General features: G+C 72.7%; 14 protein-coding genes. 11 read left to right on the forward strand and 3 right to left on the reverse strand.

Going from position 1 to position 14,772, the window contains the following annotated elements:
• Window positions 1-257 precede the first annotated feature (257 nt).
• The 6 genes from OHT52_RS23510 to OHT52_RS23535 all read left to right on the forward strand — a co-directional run bounded on the left by OHT52_RS23510 (window position 258) and on the right by OHT52_RS23535 (window position 5,342).
• Window positions 258-1,064, forward strand: a complete 807-nt coding sequence (locus OHT52_RS23510; RefSeq protein ID WP_328722156.1) for a metallophosphoesterase family protein — start codon at window positions 258-260, stop codon at window positions 1,062-1,064.
• A 117-nt stretch (window positions 1,065-1,181) separates the two neighbouring features.
• Entirely contained in the window at window positions 1,182-1,631 is a 450-nt protein-coding gene (locus tag OHT52_RS23515) for an SRPBCC family protein (protein ID WP_328722157.1), read from the forward strand.
• A gap of 4 nt (window positions 1,632-1,635) precedes the next feature.
• Window positions 1,636-2,877, forward strand: coding sequence for an ArsA family ATPase (locus OHT52_RS23520; protein ID WP_328722158.1), 1,242 nt, complete (start codon window positions 1,636-1,638; stop codon window positions 2,875-2,877).
• Between the two features lie 101 nt (window positions 2,878-2,978).
• The gene (locus OHT52_RS23525) at window positions 2,979-3,470 is read left to right on the forward strand and encodes a DUF5304 domain-containing protein (RefSeq protein WP_328722159.1); all 492 of its coding nucleotides are present in this window, start codon (window positions 2,979-2,981) and stop codon (window positions 3,468-3,470) included.
• Window positions 3,471-3,544: 74 nt separating this feature from the next.
• Window positions 3,545-4,486: an ROK family glucokinase gene (locus OHT52_RS23530; RefSeq protein WP_266703447.1), complete on the forward strand. Its 942-nt coding sequence runs from the start codon at window positions 3,545-3,547 to the stop codon at window positions 4,484-4,486.
• Window positions 4,487-4,562: 76 nt separating this feature from the next.
• Complete coding sequence (locus OHT52_RS23535; RefSeq protein WP_328722160.1) at window positions 4,563-5,342, forward strand: endonuclease/exonuclease/phosphatase family protein; 780 nt, start codon at window positions 4,563-4,565, stop codon at window positions 5,340-5,342.
• 71 nt (window positions 5,343-5,413) lie between these two features.
• Here OHT52_RS23535 and OHT52_RS23540 read toward each other — a convergent pair whose 3' ends face one another.
• Both OHT52_RS23540 and OHT52_RS23545 read right to left on the reverse strand, forming a co-directional pair.
• Window positions 5,414-6,094, reverse strand: a complete 681-nt coding sequence (locus tag OHT52_RS23540) for a hypothetical protein (RefSeq protein WP_328722161.1) — start codon at window positions 6,092-6,094, stop codon at window positions 5,414-5,416.
• On the reverse strand, window positions 6,087-6,866 hold the full coding sequence (locus tag OHT52_RS23545) for an alpha/beta hydrolase (RefSeq protein ID WP_328722162.1): 780 nt from the start codon (window positions 6,864-6,866) through the stop codon (window positions 6,087-6,089). The genes OHT52_RS23540 and OHT52_RS23545 overlap by 8 nt, the downstream gene beginning before the upstream one ends.
• A gap of 224 nt (window positions 6,867-7,090) precedes the next feature.
• On the opposite strand from OHT52_RS23545, the gene OHT52_RS23550 reads away from it, so the two are divergent.
• The 4 genes from OHT52_RS23550 to OHT52_RS23565 all read left to right on the forward strand — a co-directional run bounded on the left by OHT52_RS23550 (window position 7,091) and on the right by OHT52_RS23565 (window position 11,139).
• Entirely contained in the window at window positions 7,091-7,897 is an 807-nt protein-coding gene (locus tag OHT52_RS23550) for a lysophospholipid acyltransferase family protein (RefSeq protein ID WP_328722163.1), read from the forward strand.
• A gap of 118 nt (window positions 7,898-8,015) precedes the next feature.
• Complete coding sequence (macS, locus tag OHT52_RS23555) at window positions 8,016-9,239, forward strand: MacS family sensor histidine kinase (protein ID WP_328722164.1); 1,224 nt, start codon at window positions 8,016-8,018, stop codon at window positions 9,237-9,239.
• 143 nt (window positions 9,240-9,382) lie between these two features.
• Window positions 9,383-10,027 carry a response regulator transcription factor gene (locus OHT52_RS23560; protein WP_328723867.1) on the forward strand — a complete coding sequence of 215 codons (645 nt, stop codon included), beginning with the start codon at window positions 9,383-9,385 and terminating at the stop codon, window positions 10,025-10,027.
• A gap of 107 nt (window positions 10,028-10,134) precedes the next feature.
• The gene (locus tag OHT52_RS23565; protein ID WP_328722165.1) at window positions 10,135-11,139 is read left to right on the forward strand and encodes a 2-hydroxyacid dehydrogenase; all 1,005 of its coding nucleotides are present in this window, start codon (window positions 10,135-10,137) and stop codon (window positions 11,137-11,139) included.
• A 51-nt stretch (window positions 11,140-11,190) separates the two neighbouring features.
• Here OHT52_RS23565 and OHT52_RS23570 read toward each other — a convergent pair whose 3' ends face one another.
• Window positions 11,191-13,086: an anthranilate synthase family protein gene (locus tag OHT52_RS23570; protein WP_328722166.1), complete on the reverse strand. Its 1,896-nt coding sequence runs from the start codon at window positions 13,084-13,086 to the stop codon at window positions 11,191-11,193.
• A 325-nt stretch (window positions 13,087-13,411) separates the two neighbouring features.
• On the opposite strand from OHT52_RS23570, the gene OHT52_RS23575 reads away from it, so the two are divergent.
• Window positions 13,412-14,758 carry a class II 3-deoxy-7-phosphoheptulonate synthase gene (locus OHT52_RS23575; protein WP_328723868.1) on the forward strand — a complete coding sequence of 449 codons (1,347 nt, stop codon included), beginning with the start codon at window positions 13,412-13,414 and terminating at the stop codon, window positions 14,756-14,758.
• The last annotated feature ends 14 nt before the right edge of the window (window positions 14,759-14,772 follow it).

Genomic DNA, 14,772 nt, shown 5'->3' on the forward strand with positions numbered 1-14,772 from the left:
GGCTCCGGTGCCACGGCTCTGTGTGACGCACCGGAAGCGGTCCACGATTGGCAGGTGCTCAGTGGGGTGAGCACGACTGGACTGCCCGGACGTTACCCACCGGTAGTGCTTCCGGATAGAGGAGCAGGACAGATGTCTTATGCATCACATACAGAGGCCGCCGTTCCCGGAACCCTAGACCACCGCCCTCGGGACTCGGAAGTAACCGCAGGTCCGAAGCCCTGTTCAGGCCACGGGGCCGTGGTTAGGGTGATCACATGCGTGCAGGAGAAGAGCGGCCGACGGCGGGCCGCGGCGGCCGGACCCGCGTCCACGTGGTCAGTGACGTCCACGGCAACGCCGAGGCGCTGGCCCGTGCGGGCGACGGCGCGGACGCCCTGATCTGCCTCGGTGACCTGGTGCTCTTCCTCGACTACGCCGACCACTCGCGCGGCATCTTCCCCGACCTCTTCGGTGTGGAGAACGCGGACCGCATCGTGGCCCTGCGCACCGCACGCCGCTACGAGGAGGCCCGCGACTTCGGCCGCGAGCTCTGGGCGGGCCTGGACCGCAACGCCGCCATCCTCGGCGCGGTCCGCAAGCAGTACGCGGAGATGTTCGCGGCCATGCCGACGCCGACGTACGCCACGTACGGCAACGTCGACGTCCCCACCCTCTGGCCCGAGTACGCGAAACCCGGCACCACCGTCCTGGACGGCCAGCGCGTGGAGATCGGCGGACGGGTCTTCGGATTCGTCGGCGGAGGGCTCAGGACCCCGATGAACACCCCCTTCGAGGTCAGCGACGAGGAGTACGCCGCGAAGCTGGAGGCGGTCGGCGAGGTCGACGTCCTCTGCACCCACATCCCGCCCGAGATGCCGGAACTCGTCTACGACACCGTCGCCCGCCGCTTCGAACGCGGCAGCCGCGCCCTGCTGGACGCGATCCGCCGCACCCGCCCCCGGTACGCCCTCTTCGGCCACGTCCACCAGCCCCTGGCCCGCCGGATGCGGATCGGCGCGACCGAGTGCGTCAACGTCGGCCACTTCGCCTCCACCGGCAGGCCGTGGGCGCTGGAGTGGTGAAAGCCCGCGGTGGCCCGCGAGGGATGCCCGCGCGGGGCGCTCACCCGCACGCGATAGCCTGCACCCGGCAGGCTCCTGCCGAGAACGGACCGGCACAGCGCATGGAGGGCCACGGCGATGGCTGAACACACCAGCTCGAGCATCACGATCGAGGCGGCACCGGCCGACGTGATGAGCGTGATCGCCGACTTCGCCCGCTACCCGGAATGGACCGGCGAGGTGAAGGAGACCGAGGTGCTGGCCACCGACGACCGGGGTCGCGCCGAGCAGGTGCGCCTGGTCCTCGACGCCGGAGCCATCAAGGACGACCACGTCCTCGCCTACACGTGGAACGGCGACCACGAGGTCAGCTGGAGCCTCGTCAAGTCCCAGATGCTCCGCGCGCTCGACGGCACGTACGCGCTGGAGCCCCTCGCCGGCGGCGAGCGCACCGAGGTCACCTACCGGCTCGCCGTCGACGTCAAGATCCCGCTCCTCGGCATGATCAAGCGCAAGGCGGAGAAGGTCATCATCGACCGCGCGCTGGCCGGTCTGAAGAAGCGCGTCGAGTCCGCCCCCCAGGGCTGACCCGGTGCGCACGGTCCTGGTCACCGGGCCCGGCGGCGCCGGCACCACCACGGTCGCGGCAGCCACCGCCCGGGCCTCGGCCCGGGCCGGCCGCCGCACCCTCCTGGTCACCCGCGACCGTGTGCCCGGTGGCCTCGGCTTCCCGGACGACCCCGGACCCGTCGCCGCGGACCACCTCCTGGACCACGCGCGGACCGACTCCGGCGCACACTTCCGCGCCGAACTCCTCGCCCTCCAGGAACGCGCCGCCACCGTCTTCGACCTCCTCGGCGCAGGCCGGATGGACGCCGAGGAGCTCACCGAACTCCCCGGCAGCGCCGAACTCGCACTCCTGCACACCCTGCACCGGGCCGCCGCCGGCGACTGGTCCCGGGCCGGTTACGACACCCTCGTCATCGCCCTGCCGCCCCTGACCGAGGCCATCGCCCTGCTCGCCCTCCCCGCCCAGCTGCGCCGCTACCTGCGCCGGCTGCTGCCCCAGGAGCGACAGGCCGCCCGCGCACTGCGCCCGGTGCTGGCCCAGCTCGCCGGGGTCCCGATGCCCGCGCAGTGGCTGTACGCCGCCGCCGCCCGCAAGGACGCCGAACTCGCGGAGGCCGAGGCGCTCATCGGGGACCGCTCGACCACGCTGCGGCTGGTCGCGGAGCCGGGACCCGCCGCCGAGGAGGCCCTGCGCGCCGCCCGTACCGGGTTCGCGCTGCACGGACTGCGCACCGACCTGCTGGTCGCCAACCGGGTGCTGCCGCGCCACAGCGCCGACCCCTTCTTCGCCGGACTCGCCGCCCAGCAGGAGAAGACCCTCGCCCGCTGGTACGAGGACCGGGCGCCGGAGACCGCCGCTCCCGGCGGTGGGGCCGCAGCGTCCCGCGAGGCGCTGTACGAGGCCCCGCACCTCGGCCACGACCCGCGCGGGGCCGAGGACCTGGACCTGCTCGGTGTCCCCGCCCCCGACGACCGGCCGGCCGGCCGCGCCGACGACCCCTGGTGGACGGAACGGGCGGCCCCCGACGGCCCCGACGGGCACGAGGGGTTCGTCTGGTGCCTGCCGCTGCCCGGAGCCGTCAAGTCCGGCCTGCGGCTCGTCCGCCGGGGCGACGAGATCCTCCTCGCCGTCGGCCCCTTCCGCCGCAGCGTGCGCCTGGAGTCCGCGCTCCGCCGCTGCACCGTGTCCGGGGCCGCGCTCCGGGACGGTGTGCTGCGCGTCCGCTTCACCCCCGACCCGTCGCTCTGGCCGCGTACTCCCTGACGGCGGGACCGGCGCCTTCCCTCCGGCCGCGCACTCCCTGAACGGACGACCTCCGTTCGGGTAACGTCGGAGGTACGTCATCCGCGTCGCAGGAGCCCGCCATGAGTGAAGCCACTGATCGTCCCGCCGACGGCGACGCGTGGGCCGACGCCTGCGCCGAGGACCTGGAAGCCGAGAAGGCCCGCCGCCGCGCCACCTACGGGCCGCCGCCCGCCTCCGCCGCCGAGGAACTGCGCAGACTGGTCGACGCGGTGGCCGGCAAGCTCGGCTCGTTCTCCTCGCCGCTGCTCGGTACCGCGGCCCAGGGCGCGGTGCGGCAGGTCGTCCAGCAGGCCAAGTCGGCGGTCGAACCGGTCATCGAGCGCAATCCGGAGATCTTCGACCATCTCGCCGCGGCGGGCAACGAGCTGCTGGCCGCCTACCGTTCCGCGGTCGAGAGCCAGGAGGGCCGCTGGACGCGGACCACCGAGGGCGCCGACGGCGGAGCCCCCCACCCCACCGACACGCCCGGACGGGCCGCCGACGACCCGTCCGACCCCCGGGACCGGCCCTCGGACGGGCCGTCGACGGGTGAACCCATCGACCTGGACTGAGCCCTGGCCGGAAATTCCGGCTGCCTTCTCGGGTACGGTTGACCCAGCGGGGCTCGACCGGAACTGAGGGATTCATGGGACTCACCATCGGCGTCGATATCGGCGGCACGAAGATCGCGGCTGGAGTGGTCGACGAAGAGGGCCAGATCCTCTCGATGTTCAAAGTACCGACCCCGCCGACGGCCTCGGGCATCGTCGACGCCATCTGCTCGGCCGTGGACGGTGCGCGCGAGGGCCACACCATCGAGGCGGTCGGCATCGGCGCGGCCGGTTACGTCGACGACAAGCGCGCGACCGTGCTCTTCGCGCCCAACATCGACTGGCGCCACGAACCGCTCAAGGACGAGGTCGAACAGCGTGTCGGCCTCCCCGTCGTCGTCGAGAACGACGCGAACGCCGCGGCCTGGGGCGAGTACCGCTTCGGCGCGGGCAAGGGCCACGACGACGTCATCTGCATCACGCTCGGCACCGGTCTCGGTGGCGGCATCATCATCGGCAACAAGCTGCGGCGCGGACGCTTCGGCGTGGCCGCCGAGTTCGGCCACATCCGGGTCGTCCCGGACGGTCTGCTCTGCGGCTGCGGCAGCCAGGGCTGCTGGGAGCAGTACGCCTCCGGCCGCGCCCTGGTGCGGTACGCCAAGCAGCGCGCCAACGCGACCCCGGAGAACGCCGCCGTCCTGCTGTCGCTCGGCGACGGCACGGTCGAGGGCATCGAGGGCAAGCACATCAGCGAGGCCGCCCGCCAGGGCGACGCGGTGGCCATCGACTCGTTCCGCGAACTGGCCCGGTGGGCCGGCGCGGGCCTGGCCGACCTGGCCTCCCTCTTCGACCCGTCCGCCTTCATCGTCGGCGGCGGAGTCTCCGACGAGGGCGAGCTGGTCCTGGACCCGATCCGCAAGTCGTTCCGCCGCTGGCTGATCGGCGGCGAGTGGCGTCCGCACGCCCAGGTCCTCGCCGCCCAGCTCGGCGGCAAGGCCGGACTGGTCGGCGCCGCCGACCTGGCCCGCCAGGGCTGATCCACCGCACACGATCCGAACGGACGCCCGCCGTGCCCCCAGGGGCGCGGCGGGCGTCCGTCGTATCGTGGCCCGCATGGTTCTGACGCCGCTGCCCGACTCCCGTACCGAGGACGACGGATCGGCCGTCGTCCGCGTCCTCAGCTACAACATCCGCTCGATGCGCGACGACCCCGCCGCACTGGCACGCGTCATCCGCGCCTGCGCCCCCGACCTGGTGTTCGTCCAGGAGGCGCCGCGCTTCTTCCGCTGGCGCAAGGCCGCCGCCCGGCTCGCCGCCGCGACCGACCTGGTCATCCTCTCCGGCGGTGCCACCGCCGCCGGCCCTCTGCTGCTCTGCTCCCTGCGCGCCACCGTCGAACGCACCGAGGACGTCCTGCTGCCGCGCACCCCCGGGCTGCACCGCAGAGGCTTCGCCACGGCCGTGGTCCGGATCGCCGGGACCCGGCTCGGCGTCGTCAGCTGCCATCTGAGCCTGCGGCCGGACGAACGCCTCGCCCAGGCCCGGGCGCTGCTGGAGCGGGTGGATGCGATGGGCGCGGAGCGCACGGTGGTGGGCGGCGACCTCAACGACCAGCCTGCCGGAGGGGCGTTCCGGCTGCTCGCCGGGCGGCTCCAGGACTGCCGGGAGGTCCGGCCCTGGGGAGGGGAGCACACCTTCCCTTCCGGCGGACCGGTGCGCCGCATCGACGCCGTACTCGCCACCGAGGGCATCGAGGTCCTCGGCTGCGGGGTCCCGGCCGGGCTGCCCGGCGTGGACGACTCCGATCTGCGGGCGGCCACCGACCATCTGCCGGTGCTGGCCGCCCTCCGGTTGCCCGCGGCGGCGCGCCGGTCCGGCGGTCACCCGGCCTGACCGGTCCGGCGGGCGACCGTCACCGGCCCGGCGGTTCCCCGGCACCGGTCGCCCGGGTCGGTCCGCCGGCCTCAGACGACGGCGCCGTGCCCCGGGTCGCCCAGGTCCTCGTCGTCGTCGTGGGGCATCCGGGCCACCAGCGTCGCGCAGCCGCCGAGGAACCCGCCGATGCACACGGTCGTCAGCCACCAGGTCATCTCCCAGCCCAGCAGCACCGCGAGCAGCATCAGCACCGGCGAGCCGACGACCCCGAGCCAGGCGAACTTCGACGCGGCGTCGGCCTCCGGGAGCGGCGGCGGCTCCGGCGGCACGAAGTGCCCTTCCGCGTCGCCGTCGTCGCCCCCGCCGGAATCCCCGTCCGGCAGCACATGGTCGCGCGGGCCGCCGACGCCGGGGGCGAAGACCACCGAACTGCCCAGCCCGCTCTTTCCGTTGCCCTTGTCCGCCGGGGGCGCGGGCCGGTCCCCGTCGTCCGTGACGTTGATCAGGTCCTCGTCCGGCAGGGCGAGGTCCTTCACCGGCTTGAAGGGCTTGGCGCCCGGCGGGTCCGGCGGCTCCTCGCCGTAACCCGCGACGATCGCGGCCCACGCGGCGTCCTCGTCCAGCGGGCGCACCTCGTCCGGGCGCGTCCCGGCCGGCGGGGGCTCCTCGTCCGTGCTGCCGGGAATCCCGGGAGCGGCGGTCTGCCCCTCCACCTTCGGCGGTTCGCGCTCCTCGTCACTGCCCGTGCGATCCGCGTCCTGCTCAGCCACCGGACGTACTCCCCTTCTCCGCGACGCCGGATGCGAGACGGACGAGGAACCGGTGGCTCTCGTCGAAGATCCGCTCCGCGTCATGGTCCAACGTCGCGACGTGGTAACTCTGTTCCAGCAGCACCTCCTCGACGTCCCGCGAGGACACCCGGCCCAGGACGCGGGCCGTGTCGGCGGGCGGCACCACGTGGTCCTGCGAGCTGTGCAGCAGCAGCAACGGCTGTGTCACCTGCGGGAGTTCGGTGTCGACGATGGCGAGGAACCGGCGCAGCGAATGGGCGCAGTGCAGCGGGACCCGGTCGTAACCCACCTCGTACCCGCCCTCCAGCGCGATGTCCCCGGCCAGGCCCTTCGTCGTACGGACGAGGTGGCGGGCGACCGGCAGCGCGTACGCGGACAGGCCGTGCACCTTGTTCGCCGGGTTGACCAGCACCAGACCGGCTACCGCGTCGCCGTGGCGCGCGGCGAGCCGCAGCGCCAGCGCCCCGCCCATGGAGAGGCCGAAGACGAAGACCCGCGCACACCTGGCGAGCAGTACGCGCAACTCCCGGTCCACCTCGGCGTACCAGTCCTGCCAGCCGGTGACGGCCATGTCCTCCCAGCGGGTTCCGTGGCCCGGCAGCAGCGGCAGCGAAACGGTGTACCCGCGCGCGGCCAGGTAGTCGGCCCACGGGCGCAGTGACTGGGGTGATCCGGTGAAGCCATGACAGAGAAGGACGCCGACCTCTCCGCCCTCGTGGCGGAACGGCTCGGCTCCAGGGAGAACCGGCACCGGTGACTCCTGTTCGTGAGGCTGGGCTCGGGCGGGGGAGTGCGTGAGGGCTTGCGAGGGGGCGTACGGGGCACCCGCGAGAAGAATGACTTCACCGTACGCGACCGGGCCGACACCGACCAGGGCCGTCGCCCCACCGGCACCGGGCTGCGCCCCGCACCGTGCGGCAGCGGCGGCCTGCCCGCGGGTAGGGTCGGTGACACAGGACACAGGAGGCACCCGAGTTGATCTACGGCGCGATGCACTTCTCCCTCGGGGGATCCCTGAAGCTCGCCTTCAGGCCGTGGGTCGAGGGCCTGGAGAACATCCCCCTCACCGGTCCGGCGATCCTCGCGAGCAACCATCTGTCCTTCTCCGACTCCTTCTTCCTGCCGGCCGTGCTGGACCGCAAGGTCACCTTCATCGCCAAGGCCGAGTACTTCACCGCTCCCGGAGTGAAGGGCAAGCTCACCGCGGCCTTCTTCAAGGGCGTCGGCCAGCTGCCCGTCGACCGCTCCGGAGCCAGGGGCGCCGGCGAGGCCGCGATCCGGGCGGGCATCAAAGTGGTCGAGGACGGCGGGCTCTTCGGCATCTACCCCGAGGGCACCCGCTCGCCGGACGGCCGCCTCTACCGCGGCAAGCCCGGCGGGCTCGCCAGGGTGGCGCTGGCCACCGGCGCCCCGGTCATCCCGGTCGCGATGATCGGCACGGAGAAGATCCAGCCGCCCGGCCAGGTCATTCCCAAGCTGCTGCGTCCCGGCATCAGGATCGGCGAACCGCTGGACTTCTCCCGCTATCAGGGGATGCAGGGCGACCGGTTCATCCTGCGTTCACTGACGGACGAGGTCATGTACGAGATCATGAGGCTCTCCGGCCAGGAGTACGTGGACGTCTACGCGACGGCCGCCAAGCGCCGGATCGCCGACGAGGCCAAAGCGGCGGCCCAGGAACAGAAGCACGCCGCCCAGGACCAGAAGCGGACGGCGCTGGAGCAGAAGCAGGCGGCGCGGGACGAGAAGCAGCGTTCGACGGGGCGACCGCCCGCACCGTAGCGTGCGGTCGCGGGCGGGCGGCCGGTGGGCCTGTAGCCCGCGGCGCGGCAGGGGCCCGCGGCAGAGGCGGGGAAGGAAGGTCCGGCCGGCGGGGGCGCGGACCACGGGGGTGGGGGAGATGACCGGACGCGAGCGGGTCGTACGGATGTCGGTCGAGCAGCCGCTGTGGCGCGCGCTCACCGGGTACCGGGTGCTGACGACCCTCTACGCCCTGGCGCTGGCCGTGATGGGCCGCACCGAGTTCGAACGGCCCGCGGTCGCTTTCGGGTTCCTCGCCGTGATGGCGGTGTGGACGCTGCTCACCCTGCCCCGGGTCGCCAACGCGGCGAGCTGCACTCGGCCGTTCCTCGGCGCGGATCTGGTGGTGGCGCTCACCGGCATCCTGCTCACCCCGGTCGCCGATCTCGACGCCCGGCACCTCGACGGTTCGACCCTGCCGTCGATCTGGACCGCCGGAGCGGTGCTCGCCTTCGCGCTGAAGGGCGGCTGGCGGTGGGCGGCCTTCGCGTCCACGCTCGTCGCGGGCGCCAACATCGTCGAGCGCGGCGAGCCCAGCCGGGACACCTTCCACAACGTCCTGCTGGTCTGGGTCGCCTCCATCGCGATCGGGTACGTCGTCGAGGTCGCCCGGGCCAGTGAGCGCACCCTCGCACGGGCCCTGGAGATCGAGGCCGCGACCCGCGAGCGGGAGCGGCTGGCCCGCGACATCCACGACAGCGTCCTCCAGGTCCTCGCCATGGTCCAGCGCCGGGGCAACGCCCTCGGCGGCGAGGCGGCCGAACTGGGCCGGATGGCCGGGGAACAGGAGATCGCCCTGCGTACCCTCGTCTCCAGCGGCCTGCTGCCCACCACCCGGGTCTCCGAGGACTCCTCGCTCGGCGCCGTCGTCCGCACGGTCGCCCCGGAGGAGCCGTCCGACGGTGCCCCCGACACCGATCTGCGGACCCTGCTCGCCCCGCACGCGGGCTCCCGGGTCAGCTTCGCGGAGCCCGGCGCCCCGGTCCTGATGCCGTCCGCCGCGGCGAGGGAGCTGGCCGCCGCCACGGGCGCCGCCCTGGACAACGTACGCGCGCACGCCGGGCAGGACGCGCAGGCGTGGATCCTGGTCGAGGACGAACCCGGCGAGGTGGTCGTCACGGTCCGGGACGACGGACCGGGTATCCCGGAAGGACGGCTGGCCCAAGCCGAGGGCGAGGGCAGGCTCGGCGTGGCCCTCTCCATACGCGGGCGGCTGCGCGATCTGGGCGGCACGGCGGAAGTGATCTCGGTACCGGGCCAGGGCACCGAGGTCGAGTTGAAGGTTCCGAAGGTCCCACGGGGGAAGGCAGGATCGATCCGATGAGTACACCCACAGCACCGGGCACACCGGCAGCACCTGACGCACCGGCAGCACCAGGCGCACCGGCAGCACAGGACAGACCGGACGCGGCGGCCGCGCCGGGGCCCCGGCCGCAGACGCACGCCGACGGCACGGTCATCAGGGTCATGGTGGTGGACGACCACCCGATGTGGCGCGACGCCGTCGCCCGTGACCTCGCCGAGTCCGGCTTCGACGTCGTCGCGACCGCGGGCGACGGCCCGCAGGCCGTCCGCCGGGCCCAGGCGGTCCGGCCCGACGTCCTCGTGCTCGACCTGAACCTGCCGGGCCTGCCCGGTGTCCAGGTCTGCAAGGAGCTCGTGGCGCACCACCCGGGCCTGCGGGTACTGGTGCTCTCCGCCAGCGGGGAGCACGCCGACGTGCTGGAGGCGGTGAAGTCCGGGGCCACCGGCTATCTCCTCAAGTCCGCCAGCACCCAGGAGCTGATCGAGGCGGTCCGCTCCACCGCGGTCGGCGACCCCGTCTTCACCCCCGGGCTGGCCGGGCTCGTCCTCGGCGAGTACCGCAGGCTCGCCTCCGATCCGGCCCCGGCGGCCCCCGACGATCCGAAGGCGCCGCGCCTGACCGACCGGGAGACCGAGGTGCTCCGGCTGGTCGCCAAGGGACTGTCGTACAAACAGATCGCGGAGCGCCTGGTGATCTCGCACCGCACGGTCCAGAACCACGTCCAGAACACCCTCGGCAAGCTCCAGCTGCACAACCGGGTGGAGCTGGTCCGGTACGCCATCGAGCGGGGCCTGGACGACGTCTGAGCAGAGCCCGGCGCCCCGGCCGCCGCCGAGCGGCACACCCGGGGCCCGGGCCGTATATTCGCGGTGACCGGAGCATGTGCCGTACCGCAGCACCAACGGGAGACGTCGTGGAAATCCTGGCATTCGGTGTGCAGGCCGACGAGAAGCCCCTGATCGAGAAGGCGTTCGCCGGAAAACACGAGGTCCGCTGTCTGGAGGTGTTCCTCACCCCGGACACGGCGGCCATCGCCGCGGGGTACGAGATCATCTCCACCAGCGTCAACGCCGACCTCGGCGCCAAGGTCCTCGAAACCCTGGCGGCGGGCGGCACGCGGATGATCGCCCAGCGCTCCACCGGCTTCAACAACATCGACCTGGGCGTCGCCGACAGTCTCGGACTGCGCGTCGCCCGGGTCTCGTACTACTCGCCCCACTCCGTCGCCGAGTTCGCCTGGACCCTGGCGATGGCCGTGAACCGCAAGGTCATCCGGGCGGCGACCCGGACCCGCGACTTCGACTTCCGGCTCGCCGGACTCCTCGGCCGGGACATGCACGGCCGGACGGCGGGCGTGATCGGCACCGGCAAGATCGGCGAGGCGTTCACCCGGATCGCCCACGGTTTCGGCATGAACCTGCTCGGCTGGGACGTCGCGGAGAACCCCGCCTGCGTGGAACTGGGCATGCGGTACGTCGAGAAGGACCAGCTCTTCGCCGAGGCCGATCTCATCAGCCTGCACGTCCCCCTGCTGCCCGCGACCCACCACCTCATCGACCAGCGGGCCATGGCGCTGATGAAGCGCGACGCGATCCTCGTCAACTCCAGCCGCGGCGGACTGGTCGACACCCGTGCGCTGGTCACCGAACTCCGCTCGGGCCACTTCCTGGGCGTCGGCCTCGACGTGTACGAGGAGGAGGCCGGGCTCTTCTTCCTGGACAAGTCGCTGGAGGGCATCGACGACGACACCCTCGCCCGGCTGCTGACCTTCCCGAACGTCCTGGTCACCTCGCACCAGGCCTACTACACGGAGGACGCGGTCGGGCAGATCATCGACGCCACCGCCGCAAACGTGGACGACTACCTCTCCGGACGCCGCGGCGACAACGTCCTGGTACCGGCGGCCCCGGAGGGGTGAGCGAGCTGCGGGAGCCGGTGCCCCGGGCGCGGGGTACCGGCTCCCGGGCGTTCAGCCGCGTACGGGCAGCCCCGCCAGCAGCTCGGTGACGATCGCCGAGCCCCGCAGCGTCAGCACCGACTCCGGGTGGAACTGCACCGAGGCGAACCCGTCGCCGCGCAGCGCGTGGAGCTCGCCGGTGGCCCCGTCCCGGCTCACCTCGATGCCGTGCGCGCCCAGCTCGGCGGCTGCCGCGTCGTCGCACCGCGCCGCGAAGCTGTTGTAGAACCCCACGGTCTCCGGCCGGCCGAACAGCTCGATCCGCGTCTGCGCCCCCTGATGCGGCTCCGCCTTGCGCACCACCTCCAGGCCCAGCTCCGCCGCGATCAGCTCGTGGCCCAGGCACACGCCCAGCAGCCCGTCCCGGTGGTCGCGCACCAGCTCGGCCGCGACGGAGCGCAGCAGCAGCATCTTGGCGTCGTGGGCATCGCCCGGGTCTCCCGGCCCGGGGCCCAGCACCACCGGCCCCCGGTGCGCCCGGACGGTCTCCCGCAGCCCGGGGGCGTCGAAACGGAGCACCGACACGTCGAGCCCCGAGGCGCGCAGCAGATGCGCCAGCATCGAGGTGAAGGTGTCCTCGCCGTCCACCACCAGCGCGTGACCCGGCACAGCGGGGTTCCGCTCCTGCATCCGCAGCCAGAACGGCGCCAGCCCGCCCCGCCGGTCGTCCAGCGCGGACCGCACCCGGGGGTCGGTGGCCAGCCGGGGTCCGGACCGCTCCTCGCGCCGCCGGCCCGGCCGCGCCCCGAGAGCCGCCAGCACCCCGGCCGCCTTGGCGTGGGTCTCGGCGACCTCTCCGTCGGGGTCCGAGTGGCGTACGAGCGTGGCGCCCACGCCCACCGCGAGAGTGCCGTCGGCCGCGATGTCGGCGGTACGGATCAGGATCGGCGAGTCGAGGGTCTGGGCGCCGTTCGCGTCCTGGCGCAGCAGAGCCAGCGCACCGCTGTAGTAGCCGCGGCCGGTGGGTTCGTACCGTCGGATCACCCGGCACGCGTTCTGCACCGGGGAGCCGGTGACGGTCGCCGCGAACATGGTCTCCTTCAGCACCTCGCGCACGTCCAGCGTCGACTTGCCGCGCAACTCGTACTCGGTGTGCGCGAGATGGGCCATCTCCCTCAGCCGGGGGCCGACCACCACCCCGCCCATGTCGCCGACCGTGCACATCATCTTCAGCTCCTCGTCGACCACCATGGAGAGCTCCTCGGTCTCCTTGCGGTCGCCGAGGAAGTCCAGCAGGCTCTCGACGGTCGGGCCTTCCGCCGGGTAGCGGTACGTCCCGCTGATGGGGTTCATCACCACCGTGCCGCCCGACATCCGGACGTGGACCTCCGGGCTCGCGCCCACCAGGGTCCGCCCTTTGGGGCCGCCGGTGTGCACCACGAACGTCCAGTACGCGCCGCGCTCGCCCTCCAGCAGTCTGCGGAACAGTGCCAGCGCGTCCGCCCGCCCGTAGCCGGGGATCTCGCCCCGGAAGGTGCGCCGGATCACGAAGTTCGCGCCCTGGCCCTGCCCGATCTCGTCCTCGATCACCCGGCGGACGATCCCCGCGTACTCCTCGTCCGGCACGTCGAAGGCGCCGCCCGTCACCCGCACTTCGTGCGGGGGCAGCGCCGCGAGCACCTCGGCCAGCGGCAGCGCGTACGCCTCGTCGGCGACCAGCACCGCGAGCGGCGTCCCGTCGTTCCTCACGTCGAAGCCGCGCTCGGCGATCTGCCGGTAGGGCACCAGGGCCAGTGAGGGGAGCTCGCCCACCGGCAGGTCGGCGAGGCGCGCCACCTGACGGACCTCGCCGGTCAGCACCTCCACGGTGTCGTGGTCGTGACCGGGCGTGCGGCGGCGCAGCAGGGCGAAGGGCGGTGCGTCGTCCTGGAGGAGGCGGTGGACGAGAGAGGCGGCGCGGTGCGGCATGAGGTTCCTTCCAAGGGGTTTCCCAGGGGAGAGGAACGGCTCCGCGAAAACGGAAAAAGGCCGCCCCTCGGGGGCGGCCTTCGCGAGATGTTCAGCGCGAACTGTCAGCGGGCCGCCGTCGAGCGGGCCACCACCAGTTCTGGGTCGTGTGCGTGAACATGGGGCGATCCTAGCGCCACCCGGGGCCGTGCGGACAACCCCTGCGACCACCGCGTGCCGTGCCGGAGGCGATCTCGACCCCCGCCCGCCATGCGAGCGAGCGTCTCAACTATTGAGCGGCCCGAATGGGTGCGTCCCGTGACCACGTAGGGTGGTGGCCGTGACCGTGAACGCCAATACCTCCGTCGCCGGTGGCAACACCTGGCGAGACCTTCCCGCGGCGCAGCAGCCCGAGTACCCCGACTCCGAGGCGCTGCGCGATGTACTCGCGGACCTCGCGTCGTATCCGCCGCTCGTCTTCGCCGGCGAGTGCGACCAGCTGCGCGCCCGCATGGGAGCCGTCGCCAAGGGCGAGGCGTTCCTGCTGCAGGGCGGCGACTGCGCCGAGGCCTTCGACGCCGTGTCCGCCGACCACATCCGGGCCAAGCTGAAGACGCTGCTCCAGATGAGCGCCGTCCTGACCTACGCGGCGGCCGTCCCGGTCGTCAAGGTGGGCCGGATCGCCGGGCAGTACTCCAAGCCGCGTTCCAAGCCGACCGAGACCCGCGACGGCGTCACCCTGCCGACCTACCGCGGCGACTCCGTCAACGGCTTCGAATTCACCGAGGCCGCCCGCGTCCCGGACCCCGAGCGCCTGAAGCGGATGTACCACGCGTCCGCTTCGACGCTGAACCTCGTGCGGGCCTTCACCACCGGCGGCTACGCCGACCTGCGCCAGGTGCACGCCTGGAACCAGGACTTCGTGCGGTCGTCGCCCTCCGGGCAGCGCTACGAGGCGCTCGCCCGCGAGATCGACAACGCCATGAACTTCATGAAGGCCTGCGGCACCGACCCGGCCGAGTTCAAGGCGGTCGAGTTCTACTCCTCGCACGAGGCCCTGCTGCTGGACTACGAGACGGCGCTGACCCGCACCGACTCGCGCACCGGCGAGCTCTACAACACCTCCGGCCACATGGTCTGGATCGGTGAGCGCACCCGCCAGATGGACGGCGCCCACATCGAGTTCGCCTCGAAGATCCGCAACCCGATCGGCATCAAGCTCGGCCCGACGACCTCCGTCGACGACGCGCTCGGCTACATCGACCGCCTGGACCCCGAGCGCGAGCCCGGTCGGCTGACCTTCGTCGTCCGCATGGGCGCCGACAAGGTCCGCGACAAGCTGCCCGAGCTGGTCGAGAAGGTCACCGCCTCCGGCGCGGTCGTCGCCTGGGTCACCGACCCGATGCACGGCAACACCTTCGAAGCCGCCTCCGGCCACAAGACGCGCCGCTTCGACGACGTCCTGGACGAGGTCAAGGGCTTCTTCGAGGTGCACAAGGGCCTGGGCACCCACCCGGGCGGCATCCACGTCGAGCTCACCGGTGAGGACGTCACCGAGTGCGTCGGCGGCGGCCACGAGATCCTCGTGGACGACCTGCACCAGCGTTACGAGACCGCCTGCGACCCGAGGCTCAACCGCAGCCAGTCGCTCGACCTGGCCTTCCTCGTCGCGGAGATGTACCGCGACCAGTAAGTCCTGAAGATCGC

This window comes from Streptomyces sp. NBC_00247 (genome assembly GCF_036188265.1).
Classification (GTDB): Bacteria; Actinomycetota; Actinomycetes; order Streptomycetales; family Streptomycetaceae; genus Streptomyces.

Excerpts from the sequence above, each read along its gene's own strand:
- OHT52_RS23510 (WP_328722156.1), top strand. The coding sequence starts at position 258 with ATGCGTGCAGGAGAAGAGCGGCCGACGGCGGGCCGCGGCGGCCGGACC.
- OHT52_RS23515 (WP_328722157.1), top strand. The coding sequence starts at position 1,182 with ATGGCTGAACACACCAGCTCGAGCATCACGATCGAGGCGGCACCGGCC.
- OHT52_RS23525 (WP_328722159.1), top strand. The coding sequence starts at position 2,979 with ATGAGTGAAGCCACTGATCGTCCCGCCGACGGCGACGCGTGGGCCGAC.
- OHT52_RS23530 (WP_266703447.1), top strand. The coding sequence starts at position 3,545 with ATGGGACTCACCATCGGCGTCGATATCGGCGGCACGAAGATCGCGGCT.
- OHT52_RS23535 (WP_328722160.1), top strand. The coding sequence starts at position 4,563 with ATGGTTCTGACGCCGCTGCCCGACTCCCGTACCGAGGACGACGGATCG.
- macS (WP_328722164.1), top strand. The coding sequence starts at position 8,016 with ATGACCGGACGCGAGCGGGTCGTACGGATGTCGGTCGAGCAGCCGCTG.
- OHT52_RS23560 (WP_328723867.1), top strand. The coding sequence starts at position 9,383 with ATGGTGGTGGACGACCACCCGATGTGGCGCGACGCCGTCGCCCGTGAC.
- OHT52_RS23570 (WP_328722166.1), bottom strand. The coding sequence starts at position 13,086 with ATGCCGCACCGCGCCGCCTCTCTCGTCCACCGCCTCCTCCAGGACGAC.